The organism is Streptomyces sp. NPDC088766 (assembly GCF_044750845.1).
In the GTDB taxonomy this organism is placed as follows: domain Bacteria; phylum Actinomycetota; class Actinomycetes; order Streptomycetales; family Streptomycetaceae; genus Streptomyces.
The window spans coordinates 85,558-103,695 of record NZ_JBIVKQ010000014.1; the positions used below are offsets into that span (position 1 = coordinate 85,558).

The window sequence follows — 18,138 nt, forward strand, 5'->3', positions numbered from 1 at the left end:
GAACCGCCCGGTCCACGGCTCGTCCGGGCTATCCGAACGGCTGGTTGAGATAGGGGTCGGAGACCGCCTTGCGCAGGCCGGCCCAGGCCTCGTCGCCGGCCAGCGCGAGGTCGCAGTGCGGGCCGGGGTCGCGGTAGTTCCACTGCAGCGCGGCCTTGACGCCCGTCAGGCCCTTCAGGACCGCCGGCACCTGCGCGTACCACCGGGCCTGCCGGCCCGGCCGGGACGGGTCGTCGGCCGTACCGAACTCGGAGAGCATCAGCGGTTTGTCGTCGGAGATGTTCTCGCGGATCCACTCGTGCGTGGCCCGCTGGGTCTCGGCGAAGGAGAGCCAGCCCGCGTTGTGACACCGGTAGTAGTTGTACTGGTTGTAGGCGACCCAGTCGACGTAGTCGTCGCCCGGGTACATCCGCTTGATCAGGTCGGCGTGCTCCAGGTAGCCGGTGGTGATCCACGTCCACACCACGTTGGTCACGCCCAGCTCCCGGAACCGGTCGTGGATGTGGCGGTGGGCGCGCACGTAGTCCTCGGGGGTGCCGTTGGCGGGTGTGCGGGTGTCCATCTCCAGGTCGAAGGAGAGGAAGACCTTCTCCCCGAACTCCTTGACCCGCGCGGCCTGGACGTCGATGACCGAGGCGTCCAGGTCACCGTCCGCGATCTGCTTCCAGGTGGGCTGCTGCGCCTTCGTGCCGCCCCACCACTTGCTCTCCCAGGACAGCAGCAGCAGATGTTCCTCGCCGGCGACACGCTGCTCCTGCGGGGTGAGCAACTGCCCTTCCAGGCGGTCCCCCTGGACCAGGGACATGTCGTGGTACGTGTACACGATGTCGAGCTTGCGGCCGATGCGCCGCTCGTAGCCGCGGACCTTCTCCGCGAGGTCGTCCTTGCTGTGCGGCACGAACGCGCCGAACCAGGCCCCGCAGGGCGGTTCGAGCAGCGCGGTCGGCGCGCACCTGCCGCCGAGGGCGGGGGGCCGCGACCCGCCCGGCACCGGCCCGGAACCGGAGTCGTCCAGGCCGGTGCCGTCCCGCAGGAGGAGGGCGACGATCAGGACGGCACAGGCGACCGCGGCGACGGTGAGGAAGCGGGGTCGGGGTCCGGGCTGGGGACGGGGGCCCGCGGAGCGGGGTGCGAGGGGGCGGGGAGCAGGGCCGGGGCCACGCGGACGCCGGTGCCGCTGAGCCCGGCCGTCGCCGGGGGACGGGTGGCCGTCTCCGCCAGGCGGGCGGCCGCCCTCGCGGAGCGGGCGGCCGTCGTCACGGGGCGGGCGGCCGTCGTCACGGGGCGGGCAGCCGTCGTCACGGGGCGGGCAGCCGTCGTCACGGGGCGGGCAGCCGTCGTCACGGGGCGGGCGGCCGTCGTCGCCGGGGTGGAGCAACCTCACAGAGCAGAACCCTTCGCAGTCCTCGGTGGGGCGGCGCGCAGCCGCGGGCAGAACGCGGCGACCGTGGTGAGCAGCGTGAGCGTCAGCAGGACGCGCTGCGCGCTGAAGGCGTGCGTGGCGATGAACACCGTCCCGGCGAGCAGCACGAGGGCCACGCTGACGAAGACGGCCAGCATCAGCCGTTCGAGCAGGTCGGAGTGGCGCTCGAAGGCCGGGTCCCGGCGCTCCACGGGCCCCGTGGCGGGCACCACGGCCAGCGCGGGACCGCAGATCCTCAGCACGGCGGCACCCGGCCCCGCCGCCAGGAAGGCGACCATGGCCGCGCCCCGCAGCACGGAGCCGTCGGGCAGCGCGAGTGCGGACAGCGCCAGCCAGCCGCCGAGCGGTGGCAGTGTCCGTACGACCAGTTCCCGCGGTGTCATCGGCCCGTCTCCTTCAGAACGTAGGCCACCCCGGCGTCGTTCCCCGCCACCCGCTCGAACAGGGGCGAGGCGTCGACGGACCGCCGGATGCGGTCCAACTGGCCCTTTTCGAGCAGCCCGTTCATCTCGGCGTCGGCGAACTGGCCGCGGGTGAACAGCAGATAGGCCCGGCCCGGTGACTCCACGACGGACATGTCGCGGGCCAGCGTGGCCGCCGGATCGCGCAGGACGGCGTCGACGTGCTCGCGGCCGTCGTCGAGGAACCAGTAGTGGTCCACTCTCCAGTAGTCGGCGAAGGCCAGCGGGTAGTTGCGGTCGGCCGCGACGACGAGGGAGTCGTCCGGCGCCCGGTCGACGACCTGCCGCACCAGGTCCACCTCGGCCGGCGGGAAGTAGCTGATGCGGTCCTTGCCGGAGTAGCTCGGCACGAAGGCGAGCGTGCCGACGAGGAGGGCGAGCGGCGGCAGCCACAGGTAGCGGCGGGGCTCGGTCCGGCCGGACTTCTCCATCGCCGTCGGCGTGCGCACCTGCGGCAGCAGGGCCGCCGCGGCGAAGAAGGCCGCGCCGGGCAGCATGAACATCAGCACCCGGAAGATCATCTCGCTGCCGTAGCTGCTCGCCCCGAGCATCGGCAGGGGGGCCGCCGCGATCAGCAGCAGCGGCATCGCGCGGTGGCGCAGCACCGGCCGGCGCAGCGCGCCCACCACCGCGAGCAGCAGCACCGAGGCCGACAGCAGCCGGGCCGCCCAGGACGTGGTCACCGCGCCGGTGCCGGTCGGGGTGGCGCCGTAGCCGGTGGAGACGTTGCCGCCGATGTCGCCGATCGAGCGGATCATGTCGGGCATCGTCGCGGAGAGGAAGGGCAGGGCGGCCGTGAGGCACCAGGCCAGGAAGATCACGACGGCCGTGATCAGCGGGATCTTGTCGCGGTAGCCCCGGGTGAGGAAGAGGGCTGCCAGCGAGACGATCAGCATGCCCGGGGTGAGCTGGTGCGTGATGACGACGGCCACGATCAGCAGGGTGAGCAGCACCGTCCACACGGCCTGCCGCTGCCGCCCGGCGGACCGGCCGGGGCGGCCGTAGCGGCGCAGGACGACGGCCAGCACGCCGAGGTGCAGGGCGAAGGCCACGGACTGGGGGGAGAAGTAGTCCTGGCCGACCCAGTTGGCGACGCAGAAGAGCCAGACTCCGGTCCAGATCAGCCGCCGGTCCTCGGTGAACGTGCGGTAGAGCAGCAGCAGCGGGAGCAGCAGCATCAGGCCGGACACCAGCGGCCACCACGCCATGACGTGCGCGGCGGAGTCCACGCCCAGCAGCCGCACCAGCGTGGCCTGGGCGGCGAAGAAGCCCGGCCACTGGTCGTAGACGGCCATGTCGCCGATCGCGTCCGCGCTCTCCAGCCGGCCCACCGTGAGCAGGTGGTCGACGACCGCGTCGTGCTTCCACGCCCAGGCGTACAGGGGCGTCGGGTACAGCACCGCCTGGGTGGCGCGCTCCATCACCAGCAGGGCCACGACGTACGCCGGTGCCCAGAGGGGGTGGCGGCGCGGGCCGCGCAGCGTGACCCAGAAGCCGACGGTGAGCAGTGTCAGTCCCGCCCAGAAGGCGGGATGCACGGCGGTGACGAGACCGAAGTCGTCGAGGTCGGAGACGTCGGTGCGGGCCACCGCCCAGCCCCACAGGGTGAGCGCGACGAGGAGTACGGACGCGGGGTGCAGCGCGGCGTGCCACCAGGGGCGTCCCGGTGGCAGGTCGGAGAGATCGGTCACGGGTTCACCGCCCGCCGGACCCGGCGCGTCCGCAGCGGTCGCGGGCTCCGGCTCGGATCTCTCCCGTGGAGTGGTTGGCGGACGCACGACGGTTCCCCCCTGGCGGTTCGGCTCTGAGCCTGATCAGTCGCGGGACGGCTCGCTGGGTGTGTTCGGGGCGTCTCGGCCGCCTCTGTCGTCCCTCGGTGACAGGTGCGGATCCGGCGCGGGCTCCGACGGCGGTTCGGCGCGGCGGAGCGACAGGAGCAGGACGAGCAGGAACAGCAGGCCGAGCGTCGGCGGCGCGGCGGGCGCGAGCGCCTCTCTCCCCGCCCAGCCCCCCACGGCGGCGAGATAGACGATCCCCCAGCGCGCCGCCCACGGCAGCCGCCCGAGCGGCCGGTCGCCGAAGCGCCGGCCGGCGCGGTCGAGCAGCAGCCACAGCAGCACGAGGCACAGCAGCTGACAGACCGGCGGCACCCAGCGCAGCAGCGGGTCGGGGCCGGGAAGACCCAGGGTCCGCGCGAAGAAATCCGCCGTCTGCGTGGAGAACGTCCCGCCCAGTGCCCGTGGTTCCCGTCCGAGGGCCACGGGTACGGCGTACAGCGCGAGGACGACGGCTCCCAGTGCGGTGCCCGGCAGCCACACCTCGCGCCGCGCCACCAGTGTCACGGCGGCGACGAACAGCAGGAGCAGCGCTCCCCCGGCGAACAGCGCCGGGCCGGGCAGCAGGCCCAGCATCCCGCGTCCGCTCAACGGCTCGGCGAGACCGCCCGTGAGCCGGCCGCCGAGCCACGGCAGGTTCCGCAGCGCCACGACGTAGGACACCGTGGCGACGCCGAGGAGGCCCCACAGTCCGGCGCGCAGCCGGCGCTGTCCGCGCTCGGACCGGAGGCCGTCGCCCCCGGGGTCGGGCGCCGGCGCGCCCGGCCCCTCGCCGGGCCCGGCCGGCGGTGCGCCCCGGTGCGGTCGGACGATCACCGCGAGGGTGTCCGCCTGGAGGGCCTCGCGCTCGTAACCGGGGCGGCCTATGAACAGCGCGACGGTGTCCTCGTCGCAGGCCCCGTGCCCGTACGCCGCCCGGCGCGCCCAGCTCGTGCCGTACCCGGCGGTGGCGTTCAGCCGGGTCCCGCGCGCGCCGCCCCCCTCGACCGTGCCGTCGGTCCTGTTCGCGGCCGCGGCCGCGGTGCCGGTGGCAGCCGCGGTGCCGGTGGCGGCCGCGGCTGCGGTGCGAGTGACGGTCGCGGCGGCCGGGGTGGAACGGTCCGCGGGCGGGGCGTCGGCCGGCACGGTGGCGGGCACCCGGCCGCCCTCACGGAGCGCCGCCCGCAGCCCGGCGACCGACACGACGGCGATCAGCGACATGCTCAGCAGCACCGCCCAGCCCGCGCCCGCGATCCCGGCCGGGGTGAACAGTACGGCCGCGCTGCCCAGCACCAGCGTGCACATGGTGCCCTGGAGCGCGGCGAGCACGCCGGTGCGGCCCTGCACGCGCAGCACCCCGATGTACAGCTCCACCACGACCCGCGGCAGCGCACCGGCGGCCAGCAACCGCAGCACGGTGGTGCCGTGTTCGGCGTAGTCCTCGTCGAACGGCAGCAGGATCTGCGGCGCGAACACCACCAGCACCAGCACCACCGGCACCAGCAGCAGTGTCATCCGGCGCAGCGCCCCGCGGACGCCGTCGGCGAGCCGGCGCGGGTCGTGCGAGGCGTGGGCGGTGAGGGAGGAGGCCATGTTGATGGCCATGAACTCCATCGTGCCGCCGACGGTGTACGCCACGTAGAAGTAGCCGTTCTCCGCCGCGCTGAAGCGGACGGCGACCATCACCGGCAGCAGGTTGATCATCGCCAGGCTGAACAGCGCACCGAGCGAGTCCCCGGCAAGGAAGCGGCCCATCTCGCGGACCCCGGGCGGTTCCAGGTCCCGGTCGGCCGCGGCCTGGCGCGGGATGAGCCTGCGGAAGATCAGCCAGCCCAGCGGCACCGTCGACAGGGCGATGGCGGCGGCCCAGGACACGAAGATCCCGAGCGTCGGCAGTGCGGTGGCGAGGACGACCAGCAGGATCAGCTTGCCGGTCGAGAACACCGCGTTGCCGACCGGGACCCATCCGGATCTGCGCAGTCCGGTCAGCACCCCGTCCTGGAGGGTGAGCAGTGCCCAGGCCACGCACGCGACGACGAACGCCGCCCCGGCGACCGGCGTGCCGAGCGGCGCGTACGACGTCCCCCACGTGTCGAGCGTGAGCAGGAAGCCGGCGGCGGCGACGACGACCACCACCGAACTCGCCGCGTACGCCCGCCACACCAGGGAACCGGTCGCCCGTCCCGCGCGCGGGACGAAGCGGACGACCGCGCCGATCATCGTCGTCGCCGTGATGCTGGCCAGCAGACGCATCGCGGCGATCGCGGCGGAGCCCTGCCCGACGGCCTCCTCGGTGTAGTAGCGGGCGGCCACGAGCCAGAAGCCGAGGCCGAGCACGGCGGAGACACCGGTGCTGAGCATCAGGAAGTAGGCGTTCCGGAACAGCGAGTCGGAGTCCCGCCCACCACCGGAGCCACCCGCCTGCGCCGGGGGCGGGGCCGGGGCCTCCGCAGGGGAGGGGGCCGGGGCCTGCGTCTCGGGACCGGCCCCGGTGCGCTCCCCGGTTCCGGTCCCGGCGGGTGTCCCGGTGCCGGTCCCGGCGGACGCCCCGGGTCCGGCGGACGCCCGGGTCCCGGGTCCGGGTCCGGCGGACGCCACGGCTCCGGCGGGCGCCACGGCTCCGGCGCCGGCCCGTGCCTCGGCCGAGGTCGCGGCGTGTGTTCCGGCCTGGGTGTCAGCCACGGGTCGGCGCCGGCCCTCCCGGCGCCTCGGCCGGCCGCGCGCCGGACTCCTCCAGTACGTCGACGACCTGACGTGCCCGCAGCGGATCGACCGGCAGCGCATGCCGGGCGAACCACCGGGCCCCCGTCGGGTCCGGCGAGAGGTCGGTGAAGTCGGCACCCGCGTAGTCGTCGAGAGGCGGATCGTAGAGGTACCCGACGACGATGTCCCGCCGCGCGAGAGCCGCGATCGCGGCGTCCCGGTCGGCGACGAACAGGGGAACCCTGAAGAGGGGTTGGGGGTCCCGCCGGACGCCGACGGAGGCGACGGGGGTGACTGGCCGGTGGACGGGCCGGTGGACGGCCCGGCCGACGGCCGCCGGTCCGGATCCCTGCCCGGCGCCGGGTGAGTCGCCCGACGCCTCGGCCCGGACGCCCGCCTCCCCCTCCGCGCCACCGCACGGGACCGGCCGTGCCCACCGCGTGGACAGCAGTTGCTCCGTGCCGGCCCGGCAGGCTGCCAGGACCTCGTCGAGACGGTCGAGTCTGCGGCCGATCCGGCCCAGGCGCAGGCCTCCGGAACGCAACCGGTAGTCGTGCATGTCGACCCGGACCCAGGAGTCGCTCGCGGTGAGGTCCGGCGCCGCACCGACCGCCCCGGCAAGTGCCTCGGGCCGCAACGGCATCCGGATCTCCTCGCGCTCCGTCAGCCCGAGCAGCCGCATCGTGGCCCACGCGGCCCGCCGCAGCCGCAGCCCCCGCACCGCCGCCTCCGCGTACGGCCGGACGGTGTAGGCCAGTTCGGCCGTGAGCCGGCCGGGCAGCAGCAGGTCCTCGCAGGTCTTCTCCAGGGCCTCGCGCAGGCCCGGGTCGGCGCAGGACAGGAAACCGCCCGCCTTGGCGCCGACGTGCTTGGACAGGCTGAAGACGGAGGCGTCGCCCCAGGCCCCGACCGGTCGGCCGCCCACCTCACTGCCGATGGCGTGCGCCCCGTCCTCGAACAGCGGAATCCCCGATGCGTCGCACTTCGCACGCAGCCGCGGCGCGTCGTCCGGATTGCCGTACAGGTTCGTCGTCAGCACCGCGGACAGCGAACCCCACAGGTCGTCCGGCACCGCGTCGACGTCGATCGACGCGTCCAGCGGGTTCAGCGGCGCCTGCACGGGTCTGAGTCCGGCCGCGAGCACGACGAAGAAGATCACGTCGTCGTTCACCGGCGACATCAGCACCCGTCCGCCCGGCGGGCACCAGTGGCGCAGGGCCACGAACAGCCCGAACCGGCACGACGGCACGTACACGCATTCCCGGCCGAGTCTGCCGCGCATGGTCTCTTCCAGCCGTTTCGGCCGTGGAACATGCCGCGCCGACGCGAGACCGGCCTCCCCTGTGGCCATCCGCCCCCCAAATGTGCCGTGGGAACGCCCCCTCCCCGAGGCCTTCCGGCACCCGCCCAGAGTCTCCCCTTTCGCACCGCTCCGTCAAGATTGCGGACCGGGCCGTGGACGACTTCCCGTGTCCGGACGGACGCGGAGCGCTCCGGCCGGACCGCCCGGTCTCCGGCCTCCTGTGTCACTCCCGTGCCGCCGCGGTGTCCCTCCCGCGAGGTCAGCCGTAACGTGTGCCGCGGCTCGGCGCACCCGCAGAGCACCGCGGAGCACCTGCGCACGGCCGGCACCCGGCCGTGGCGAGCGCAGGTGCAGACCTGGCGAACAGATGGCGAGCACGAAAGTGAGGCAGCACCCGATGCCCCCCTTGGCCCCCTTCGACCTCCCCGAGGGCGACCCCTTCGGCCCGCACAACCTCCCGTACGGCGTCTTCTCCCTGTCGGCCCCTGCCGCCGACCCCGACCCCGGCTCCGACCCCGGCTCCGACCCCGGCTCCGGCTCCGGCTCCGGCTCCGGCTCCGGCTCCGGCTCCGGCTCCGGGCAGCGGACCGTCGGCGTCCGGCTCGGCGACCACGTGCTCGACGCCGGCGCGGCGGCCCGGGCCCTCGGCTCCCCGCACGCCGCCCTGCTCGGCCGCCCGACCCTCAACCCGCTGCTGGCGGCGGGCCGTACGGTCTGGTCCCAGGTGCGCCGAGCCCTGACCGAGTGGGTCACGGAACCCTCCCACCGGCAGACGCTGCTCCCCTTCCTGCACCCCCTTTCCTCGGTGACCCTGCACCTGCCGTTCGAGGTGGCCGACTACGTCGACTTCTACGCCTCCGAGCACCACGCCCGGAACGCGGGCGCCATCTTCCGCCCGGACGCCGCGGACACCCTCCTGCCGAACTGGAAGCACCTTCCGATCGGCTACCACGGCCGCGCCGGCACGGTCGTGGTCTCCGGCACGGACGTCGTCCGCCCGTCGGGCCAGCGCAAGGCGCCCACCGATCCGGTCCCCGTCTTCGGCCCGACCCGACGGCTCGACATCGAGGCCGAGGTCGGCTTCGTGGTCGGCACGCCGTCCCGGCAGGGGCACCCGGTCCCGCTGACCGGCTTCCGCGAGCACGTCTTCGGCCTGTGCCTCCTCAACGACTGGTCCGCACGCGACATCCAGGCCTGGGAGTACGTCCCCCTCGGCCCCTTCCTCGGGAAGTCCTTCGCCACCTCGGTGTCGGCGTGGATCACCCCGCTGGAGGCGCTGGAGGAGGCGCGGCTGTCACCCCCCGAGCGCACCCACCCCCTGCTGCCCTACCTCGACGACTCCGCCACCGAGCCCGCCGGCTACGACCTGCGCATCTCGGTCGCCGTCAACGGCCACGTCGTCTCCGAGCCCCCCTTCTCCACCATGTACTGGACGGCCGCCCAGCAACTCGCCCACCTGACGGTCAACGGCGCCTCCCTGCGCACCGGCGACCTCTACGGCTCCGGCACGGTGAGCGGCCCGGCCGAGAACCAGCGCGGCTCCCTGCTGGAGCTGACCTGGAACGGCCGCGACCCGCTGGAACTCCCCGACGGCAAGCGGACGTACCTGGAGGACGGGGACGTGGTGACGCTGTCGGCCTGGGCCCCCGGTCCTGACGGGCTGCGGGTCGGTCTGGGCGAGGTGAGCGGGCGGGTCCGCACGGGCTGACTCCGGCCGTTCCCGCCGTCATACTGACGGCGGGAACGGTCCCCGCACCGGGCCCGCCGCACCCGCCGTCCCGGAGCACGGAACCGCCCGCCGCCACCGACCCGTTCTCCCCGACCAGGATCCGGAGCCCATGGCAATGACCCTCTGCCTGCTCCTGCTGAGCGTCGTCGCCCTGACCGCCGCCGTGCCGGTCCCGCGCGCGCTGACCCGGGCCGAGTGGCCCGAGCGGGAGCCGGTGGTGGCGCTGTGGGTGTGGCAGTGCCTGGTCGCCACGGTGCTGCTGTGCTGTCTGACGGCGCTCGTGCTGGGGGCGGCCGCCGTCTTCCACACCGTCCGCACCCAGGTCTTCGCCCCGGCGCCGCCGGCCGTGACAGAGGCCTACGACCTCTCCACCGCCCCGGTGTGGGCGACGGCTCTCACGCTGCTGCTGGCCTGCGGTGCCGCCTGGACCACCGCGATGCTCGCCCGCGAGCTGGTCGAGGTCCGCCGGCGCCGCGGCCTGGCCCGCGCCCATCTGCGGGAGCGCGCACCCGACCTGCCCGCGGGACTGCCCTCCGCCCGGGGGCCCCTGCTGGTGCTCGAGGACGACTACCCGGACGCCTGGTGGATGCCGGGCAGCCCGTCCCGGCTGATCGTGACCACCGGTGCCCTGCAGCGCCTCACCTCGCACCAGATCGACGCGGTCCTCGCCCATGAACGAGGTCACGCCCGCGCCCACCACGACTGGCTGCTGCACCTGTCGACGGCGCTGGCCACCGGATTCCCGCGCGTCCCGCTGTTCGCCCACTTCTGCGACCAGACCCACCGCCTGGTCGAACTCTCCGCCGACGACACGGCGTCCCGCCGCTGCGGTCACCTCACGACGGCGCTCGCGCTGATCGAGCTGAACCAGCACCGGGGCGTCCTGTCCTGCGCGTCCTCCCACCGCCTGCTGGGCGAACGCGTGGACCGTCTCCTCCAGCCGCCCCCACGGCTGCTGCGCAGGCACCGGGCCCTGACGACGACCGTGGCGGCGCTGGTCCCCCTGCTCCCGCTGCTGATCACCTTCGCCCCGGGGCTGACCGCACTGAGCTGAACGCCGGCCGGGGACGACTGGAACCCGGAGCTCCGGTCCCCGGTGTCCGGGCGCCTATCTCCAGTCCTCGGGCTCCGGTTCCTCATCCATCTCGGGCCAGTGGTCGTCGGCCCCCTCGGCAGGGGGTGCCCCGCCCGCGGCGGACACGGCGTCGGAGGCTCTCCCGGAGCCCGAGGCCCTCCCGGAGCCCAGGTCCGTTCCGGAGCCCGGGTCCGTCCCGGCGTCGGGGGCAACGCCGGATGCCGGGACAACGCCGGACGCCGGGGCCGGGGCCTCGCCCAGGGACGCCAGCACGCCGATCACTCCCTCCCCGTACGTCGTCAGCTTCTTCTCGCCGACTCCGCTGATCCCGCCCAGCTCCCGCACGGACGTCGGCCAGGCCGTGGCGATCTCCCGCAGCGTGGCGTCGTGGAAGATGACGTACGCCGGCACGCCCTGCTCGCGGGCCTGTTCGGCGCGCCAGGCGCGCAGGGCCTCGAAGGCGGGGAGCAGTGCCTCGGGCAGTTCGACCGCGGCGGCCTTCGCCTTGCCCCTGCCGGTGGAGGAACCCGACGTCTTCGGCGTGACCGGCTTCTCCGGTTCCTTGCGCAGCGGCACCTCGCGCTCGCGGCGCAGCACCTCCCCGCTGGAGTCCGTGAGCACCAGCGTGCCGTAGTCCCCCTCGACGGCGAGCAGCCCCTGGGCCAGCAACTGCCGCACGACGCCGCGCCACTCGCCCTCGGACAGCTCCTCGCCGATGCCGAACACCGACAGCTGGTCGTGGTCGAACTGGATCACCTTGGCCGTGCGCTTGCCCATCAGGATGTCGACGATCTGCACCGCGCCGAACTTCTGGCCGCGCTCCCGCTGCAACCGCACCACCGTCGACAGCACCTTCTGCGCCGCGACCGTGCCGTCCCAGGTCTGTGGGGGTGCGAGGCAGGTGTCGCAGTTGCCGCAGCCCTTCGGGTCCGGTTCCTGGCCGAAGTAGGCCAGGAGCTGCCCGCGACGGCACCGGGCGGTCTCGCACAGTGCCAGCATCGAGTCGAGGTGGGCGGCGGCCCGGCGCCGGAACGCCTCGTCGCCCTCGCTCGACTGGATCATCTTGCGCTGCTGTATGACGTCGTTGAGGCCGTAGGCCATCCAGGCCGTCGAGGGCAGTCCGTCACGGCCCGCGCGGCCCGTCTCCTGGTAGTAGCCCTCGATCGACTTGGGCAGGTCGAGGTGGGCGACGAACCGCACGTCCGGCTTGTCGATGCCCATGCCGAAGGCGATGGTCGCGCACACGACCAGGCCTTCCTCCCGCAGGAACCGCGACTGGTGTGCCGCACGCGTGCCCGAGTCCAGACCGGCGTGGTACGGCACGGCCTCGATGCCGTTGCGGGAGAGGAACTCGGCGGTCTTCTCGACGGAGTTGCGCGACAGGCAGTAGACGATGCCCGCGTCGCCCGCGTGCTCCTCGCGCAGGAAGCTCAGCAGCTGCTTCCTGGGGTCGGCCTTCGGCACGATCCGGTACTGGATGTTGGGCCGGTCGAAGCTCGCCACGAAATGCCGGGCCGTCGGCATGCGCAGCCGCTGCGTGATCTCCTGGTGCGTCGCGTGGGTGGCCGTGGCGGTGAGCGCGATCCGGGGGACGTCGGGCCAGCGCTCGCCCAGCAGGGAGAGGGCGAGGTAGTCGGGGCGGAAGTCGTGCCCCCACTGGGACACGCAGTGGGCCTCGTCGATGGCGAAGACGGCGATCTTGCCGCGCGACAGCAGGTTCAGCGTGGCGTCCAGGCGCAGCCGCTCCGGCGCCAGGTAGAGCAGGTCCAGCTCGCCGGCCAGGAACTCGGCCTCGACCGTGCGCCGCTCGTCGAAGTCCTGCGTGGAGTTCATGAAGCCGGCCCGCACGCCCAGTGCCCGCAGCGCGTCCACCTGGTCCTGCATCAGCGCGATCAGCGGGGAGACGACGACGCCCGTGCCCGGTCGGACCAGGGAGGGGATCTGGTAGCACAGCGATTTGCCGCCGCCGGTCGGCATGAGGACGACCGCGTCCCCGCCGGCCACGACGTGCTCGATGACCTCGCCCTGCTCGCCCCGGAAGGCCTCGTACCCGAAGACCCGATGGAGCGTGGCCAGGGCCTCGCTCTCCGTGCCCGGCATCTCGGTGGTTCCTGGCATCTCCCTGATCCCGCCCGTCCCTCGCATCGTCCCGTCCCCCGTACGTCGTCCCTCGACCGCTGCGTCCACGATAGGGGTCCGGACCGACACCGCCGGAGTTGTCCACAGGCCCGCGACGATCCGTCGCCCGCACGGTGCCGCTTCCGCACGGTCCGGCCGGCCGCCCACCGGATGCCGGCCGCCGCCGGACCGGCCCGCCGGACGTGCCCGCCGCACCCGCTCCGGCGCATACGACGGCCCCGGTTCCCTCCGCGGGAAACCGGGGCTCGTCGCACACGCTCCGCAGGTCAGCGCACGAACACCCCGGCCTGGCTCGCCAGGTCCAGGAAGTACTGCGGTGCCACGCCGAGCACCAGGGTGACCGCCACGCCCACCCCGATCGTCGTCATCGTCAGGGGGGACGGCACGGCGACGGTGGGGCCCTCGGGCCGCGGCTCGCTGAAGAACATCAGGACGATGACGCGGATGTAGAAGAACGCGGCGATCGCCGACGAGATCACACCGACCACGACGAGCGGCGCCGCACCGCCCTCCGCCGCCGCCTTGAACACGGCGAACTTCCCGGCGAACCCGGAGGTCAGCGGGATGCCGGCGAAGGCCAGCAGGAACACCGCGAACACGGCCGCCACCAGCGGCGACCGGCGGCCCAGCCCGGCCCACTTGGACAGGTGCGTCGCCTCGCCGCCGGCGTCCCGCACCAGCGTCACCACGGCGAACGCGCCGACCGTCACGAACGAGTACGCGCCCAGGTAGAACAGGACGGACGAGACACCGTCCGGCGTGGTCGCGATGACACCCGCGAGGATGAACCCGGCGTGCGCGATCGACGAGTACGCCAGCAGCCGCTTGATGTCGGTCTGGGTGATCGCGACGATCGCGCCGCCCAGCATGGTGACGACCGCGACGCCCCACATGACCGGCCGCCAGTCCCAGCGCAGGCCAGGCAGCACGACGTAGAGGATCCGCAGCAGCGCGCCGAAGGCGGCCACCTTGGTGGCGGCGGCCATGAAGCCGGTGACGGGGGTCGGCGCGCCCTGGTAGACGTCCGGCGTCCACATGTGGAACGGCACGGCGCCCACCTTGAACAGCAGCCCCGTGACGATCAGCGCGGCGCCGACGAGCAGCAGCACGTCGTTGCCCATGGTGTCGGCGAGGGCCGGGCTGACGTTGGTGACCGTACCGTCGACGACCTGCGCGATCGTCGCGTACGACACCGAGCCGGCGTACCCGTAGAGCAGGGCGATGCCGAACAGGGTGAACGCGGAGGCGAAGGAGCCGAGCAGGAAGTACTTGACCGCCGCCTCCTGGGACAGCAGCCGCTTGCGGCGGGCCAGCGCGCACAGCAGGTACAGCGGCAGCGAGAAGACTTCCAGGGCGATGAAGAGGGTCAGCAGGTCGTTGGCCGCCGGGAAGACGAGCATGCCCGCGACGGCGAACAGGAGCAGCGGGAAGACCTCGGTGGTGGTGAAGCCCGCCTTGACGGCCGCCTTCTCGCTGTCGCTGCCCGGCACGGAGGCGGCCTGGGCGGCGAAGGAGTCGACGCGGTTGCCGTGCGCCTCGGGGTCGAGCCGCCGTTCGGCGAAGGTGAACAGGCCCACCAGGGCGGACAGCAGGATCGTGCCCTGGAGGAACAGGGCCGGTCCGTCGACCGCGATCGCGCCCATCGCCGCGATGTGTGCCTTGGTGGTGCCGTATCCGTCCGCCGCCAGCGCCACCACCGCGGCGAACGCGGAGATCAACGCGACGACGGACAGGAACAGTTGTGCGTGGTAGCGGGACCTGCGCGGCACGAACGCCTCGACCAGGATCCCGACGACGGCCGCGCCCACGACGATCAGGGTGGGCGACAGCTGTGCGTATTCGATCTTCGGCGCGTCGATCTTCGAGATCGGGTCGGCCGCGGTTGTCCACAGGCTGTGGACGACTGCTGTGCTCACTTGGCCGCCTCCACCTCGGGCCGGGGGTCCTTCTTGTGTACGTCGGACAGCGTCTGCTTGACCGCCGGGTCGACGATGTCCGTGACGGGCTTCGGGTAGACGCCCAGGAAGATCAGCAGAACGATCAGCGGGGCGACGACCATCAGCTCACGCGCGCGGAGGTCCGGCATCGTGGCGACCTCGGGTCTGACGGGACCGGTCATCGTCCTCTGGTAGAGGACGAGGGTGTAGAGCGCGGCGAGGACGATGCCGAACGTGGCGACGATGCCGATCGCCGGATAGCGCGAGAACGTCCCCACCAGGACCAGGAACTCGCTCACGAACGGCGCCAGTCCCGGCAGCGACAGGGTCGCGAGGCCGCCGATCAGGAAGGTGCCGGCGAGCACGGGGGCGACCTTCTGCACGCCGCCGTAGTCGGCGATGAGCCGCGAGCCGCGCCGCGAGATGAGGAAGCCGGCGACCAGCATCAGGGCGGCCGTCGAGATGCCGTGGTTGACCATGTAGAGCGTCGCGCCGGACTGGCCCTGGCTGGTCATCGCGAAGATGCCCAGGATGATGAAGCCGAAGTGCGAGATCGACGCGTACGCCACCAGCCGCTTGATGTCCCGCTGCCCGACGGCGAGCAGCGCGCCGTAGATGATGCTGATCACGGCGAGGACGAGGACCACGGGCGTGGCCCACTTGCTGGCCTCCGGGAAGAGCTGGAGGCAGAAGCGCAGCATCGCGAAGGTGCCGACCTTGTCGACGACCGCCGTGATGAGGACGGCGACCGGGGTGGTGGCCTCCCCCATGGCGTTGGGCAGCCAGGTGTGGAGCGGCCACAGGGGCGCCTTCACGGCGAAGGCGAAGAAGAAGCCGAGGAACAGCCAGCGTTCGGTGTTCGTCGCCATGTCGAGCGAGCCGTTGGCCCGGGCCTCGGCGATCTCCGTCAGCGAGAAGTTCCCCGCGACCACGTACAGCCCGATCACCGCGGCCAGCATGATCAGTCCGCCGGCCAGGTTGTAGAGCAGGAACTTCACGGCCGCGTAGGACCGTTGGGTGGACGCCGTCTCCTCGCCGTGCTCGTGGGCCCGGTCCCCGAAGCCGCCGATGAGGAAGTACATCGGGATCAGCATGGCTTCGAAGAAGATGTAGAAGAGGAAGACGTCGGTGGCCTCGAAGGAGATGATCACCATCGCCTCGACGGCGAGGATCAGGGCGAAGAAGCCCTGCGTCGGCCGCCACCGCCGGCTGCCCGTCTCCAGTGGGTCGGCGTCGTGCCAGCCCGCGAGGACGATGAACGGGATCAGCAGCGCCGTGAGCGCGATGAGCGCCACCGCGATGCCGTCCACGCCGAGTTCGTACCGGACGCCGAACTCGGCGATCCAGGAGTGGGACTCGGTGAGCTGGTAGCGGTCGCCGTCCGGGTCGAAGCGGACCAAGACGACGATCGCGAGGACGAGCGTGGCGAGGGAGAACAGCAGGGCCAGCGTCTTGGCGGCGTTGCGCCGCGCGGCCGGGACGGCGGCCGTGGCGACCGCCCCGATCGCGGGGAGCGCCGCCGTCGCTGTCAGCAGAGGAAAGGACATCGGTATCAGACCGCCCTCATCAGCAGGGTCGCGGCGACGAGGACCGCCGCACCGCCGAACATCGAGACCGCGTACGACCGCGCGAAGCCGTTCTGGAGCTTGCGCAGGCGCCCGGAGAGGCCGCCGACCGAGGCCGCCGTGCCGTTGACGACGCCGTCGACCAGGGTGTGGTCGACGTACACCAGGGACCGGGTGAGGTGCTCGCCGCCGCGGACCAGGACGACGTGGTTGAAGTCGTCCTGGAGGAGGTCGCGCCGGGCGGCCCTGGTGAGCAGGGAACCGCGCGGGGCGACGACCGGGACGGGGCGGCGGCCGTACTGGAGGTAGGCGGCCGCGACGCCGATCACCAGCACCACCATGGTGGCGAGGGTGACCGTGAGCGCGCTGACCGGGGCGTCGCCGTGGCTGTGTCCCGTGACGGGCTCCAGCCAGTGCAGGAAGCGGTCGCCGATGCTGAAGAAGGCGCCGGCGAAGACCGATCCGAAGGCCAGCACGATCATGGGGATCGTCATGGACCTCGGGGACTCGTGCGGGTGCGGCTCCCCCGTCGCGGCAGCGGCGTGACCGGACGCGGCCCCGCCGTCGTGTGCGGCGGCGGGCTCGGCGCCGGGCGCCTCGGGCGAGCGGGTGGGCCGGTTCTTCCAGCGCTCCTCGCCGAAGAACGTCATCAGCATCACGCGCGTCATGTAGTACGCCGTGATGGCCGCGCCCAGCAGCGCGCAGCCGCCGAGGATCCAGCCCTCGGTGCCGCCCTTGGCGAAGGCGGCCTCGATGATCTTGTCCTTGGAGAAGAAGCCGGACAGGCCCGGGAAGCCGATGATGGCGAGGTAGCCGAGGCCGAAGGTGATGAAGGTGACCGGCATGTACTTCCGCAGGCCGCCGTACTTGCGCATGTCGACCTCGTCGTTCATGCCGTGCATGACCGAGCCGGCGCCGAGGAACAGGCCGGCCTTGAAGAAGCCGTGCGTCACGAGGTGCATGATCGCGAAGACGTAACCGATGGGGCCGAGGCCGGCGGCCAGCACCATGTAGCCGATCTGCGACATGGTCGAGCCGGCCAGGGCCTTCTTGATGTCGTCCTTCGCGCAACCGACGATCGCACCGAACAGGAGCGTGACGGCGCCGACGATCGTGACGACGAGCTGCGCGTCGGGCGCCAGGTTGAAGATCGCCGCGGAGCGGACGATCAGGTAGACGCCGGCGGTCACCATCGTGGCCGCGTGGATGAGGGCCGAGACGGGCGTCGGGCCCTCCATGGCGTCCCCCAGCCAGGACTGCAACGGCACCTGGGCGGACTTGCCGCAGGCCGCGAGCAGCAGCATCAGGGCGATCGCGGTGAGCGTGCCCTCGCTCGCACCGCCGGCGAGCCCGGCCTCCTCGGGCGTGCCGAGCAGGGGACCGAAGGCGAAGGTGCCGAAGGTGGTGAACATCAGCATGATGGCGATCGACAGGCCCACGTCACCGACGCGGTTGACCAGGAAGGCCTTCTTCGCCGCGGTGGCGGCGCTGGGCTTGTGCTGCCAGAAGCCGATCAGCAGGTAGGAGGCGAGGCCGACGCCCTCCCAGCCGACGTACAGCAGCAGGTAGTTGTCGGCGAGGACCAGGAGGAGCATCGCCGCCAGGAACAGGTTCAGGTAGCCGAAGAAGCGGCGGCGGCGCTCGTCGTGCTCCATGTACCCGATCGAGTACAGGTGGATCAGCGAGCCGACGCCCGTGATCAGCAGGACGAACGTCATCGACAGCTGGTCGACGCGGAAGGCGACGTCCGCCTGGAAGCCCTCGACCGGGATCCAGCTGAACAGGTGTTGCGTGAGTGTCCGGTCGTCGGCGTTCCTGCCGAGCAGGTCGGCGAAGAGGACGAGGCCGATCACGAAGGAGACGGCCGCCAGCAGTGTGCCGAGCCAGTGGCCGACGGCGTCGAGCCGCCGGCCGCCGACCAGGAGGACGGCCGCTCCGAGCAGGGGCGCCGCGATCAGCAGCGCAATCAGGTTCTCCACGATTCTTCCG

General features: G+C 72.8%; 11 protein-coding genes. 2 read left to right on the forward strand and 9 right to left on the reverse strand.

Annotated elements, in window-relative coordinates:
- Nucleotides 1–28 precede the first annotated feature (28 nt).
- The 5 genes from ACIP5W_RS20675 to ACIP5W_RS20695 form a co-directional block, all read right to left on the reverse strand.
- The gene (locus tag ACIP5W_RS20675; RefSeq protein WP_401475267.1) at nucleotides 29–1,384 is read right to left on the reverse strand and encodes a glycosyl hydrolase; all 1,356 of its coding nucleotides are present in this window, start codon (nucleotides 1,382–1,384) and stop codon (nucleotides 29–31) included.
- Nucleotides 1,381–1,806 carry a hypothetical protein gene (locus tag ACIP5W_RS20680; RefSeq protein WP_401475270.1) on the reverse strand — a complete coding sequence of 142 codons (426 nt, stop codon included), beginning with the start codon at nucleotides 1,804–1,806 and terminating at the stop codon, nucleotides 1,381–1,383. Before ACIP5W_RS20680 ends, ACIP5W_RS20675 begins: the two co-directional genes overlap by 4 nt.
- A complete protein-coding gene (locus ACIP5W_RS20685) occupies nucleotides 1,803–3,575 on the reverse strand; it encodes a glycosyltransferase (protein WP_401475273.1) in 1,773 nt (590 codons plus the stop codon). Before ACIP5W_RS20685 ends, ACIP5W_RS20680 begins: the two co-directional genes overlap by 4 nt.
- Nucleotides 3,576–3,698: 123 nt before the next feature.
- Entirely contained in the window at nucleotides 3,699–6,296 is a 2,598-nt protein-coding gene (locus tag ACIP5W_RS20690) for a lipopolysaccharide biosynthesis protein (RefSeq protein WP_401475572.1), read from the reverse strand.
- Between the two features lie 76 nt (nucleotides 6,297–6,372).
- Complete coding sequence (locus ACIP5W_RS20695; RefSeq protein WP_401475276.1) at nucleotides 6,373–7,752, reverse strand: DegT/DnrJ/EryC1/StrS family aminotransferase; 1,380 nt, start codon at nucleotides 7,750–7,752, stop codon at nucleotides 6,373–6,375.
- A gap of 358 nt (nucleotides 7,753–8,110) precedes the next feature.
- Between ACIP5W_RS20695 and fahA the strand changes: the two genes are divergently transcribed.
- Together fahA and ACIP5W_RS20705 are read left to right on the forward strand one after the other, a co-directional pair.
- Nucleotides 8,111–9,412, forward strand: coding sequence for a fumarylacetoacetase (gene fahA, locus ACIP5W_RS20700; protein ID WP_401475575.1), 1,302 nt, complete (start codon nucleotides 8,111–8,113; stop codon nucleotides 9,410–9,412).
- Nucleotides 9,413–9,548: 136 nt separating this feature from the next.
- Entirely contained in the window at nucleotides 9,549–10,487 is a 939-nt protein-coding gene (locus ACIP5W_RS20705) for a M56 family metallopeptidase (protein WP_401475578.1), read from the forward strand.
- 54 nt (nucleotides 10,488–10,541) lie between these two features.
- On the opposite strand, the gene recQ is transcribed toward ACIP5W_RS20705, so the two are convergent.
- From recQ to nuoL, 4 genes are all read right to left on the reverse strand, one after another.
- Nucleotides 10,542–12,653 carry a DNA helicase RecQ gene (gene recQ / locus ACIP5W_RS20710; RefSeq protein ID WP_401475279.1) on the reverse strand — a complete coding sequence of 704 codons (2,112 nt, stop codon included), beginning with the start codon at nucleotides 12,651–12,653 and terminating at the stop codon, nucleotides 10,542–10,544.
- 260 nt (nucleotides 12,654–12,913) lie between these two features.
- Nucleotides 12,914–14,563 (reverse strand): NADH-quinone oxidoreductase subunit NuoN, encoded by a 1,650-nt coding sequence (gene nuoN / locus ACIP5W_RS20715; protein WP_401475282.1) that lies wholly within the window; start codon nucleotides 14,561–14,563, stop codon nucleotides 12,914–12,916.
- Nucleotides 14,560–16,131, reverse strand: coding sequence for an NADH-quinone oxidoreductase subunit M (locus ACIP5W_RS20720; RefSeq protein ID WP_401475285.1), 1,572 nt, complete (start codon nucleotides 16,129–16,131; stop codon nucleotides 14,560–14,562). Before ACIP5W_RS20720 ends, nuoN begins: the two co-directional genes overlap by 4 nt.
- Nucleotides 16,132–16,136: 5 nt before the next feature.
- Nucleotides 16,137–18,128, reverse strand: coding sequence for an NADH-quinone oxidoreductase subunit L (nuoL, locus tag ACIP5W_RS20725; RefSeq protein ID WP_401475288.1), 1,992 nt, complete (start codon nucleotides 18,126–18,128; stop codon nucleotides 16,137–16,139).
- Between the last annotated feature and the right edge of the window lie 10 nt (nucleotides 18,129–18,138).

What these genes read in the sequence shown, in the direction of transcription:
- ACIP5W_RS20695 (WP_401475276.1), bottom strand. Translation starts at nt 7,752, where the DNA reads ATGGCCACAGGGGAGGCCGGTCTCGCGTCGGCGCGGCATGTTCCACGG.
- recQ (WP_401475279.1), bottom strand. Translation starts at nt 12,653, where the DNA reads ATGCGAGGGACGGGCGGGATCAGGGAGATGCCAGGAACCACCGAGATG.
- ACIP5W_RS20680 (WP_401475270.1), bottom strand. Translation starts at nt 1,806, where the DNA reads ATGACACCGCGGGAACTGGTCGTACGGACACTGCCACCGCTCGGCGGC.
- ACIP5W_RS20720 (WP_401475285.1), bottom strand. Translation starts at nt 16,131, where the DNA reads ATGTCCTTTCCTCTGCTGACAGCGACGGCGGCGCTCCCCGCGATCGGG.
- ACIP5W_RS20705 (WP_401475578.1), top strand. Translation starts at nt 9,549, where the DNA reads ATGACCCTCTGCCTGCTCCTGCTGAGCGTCGTCGCCCTGACCGCCGCC.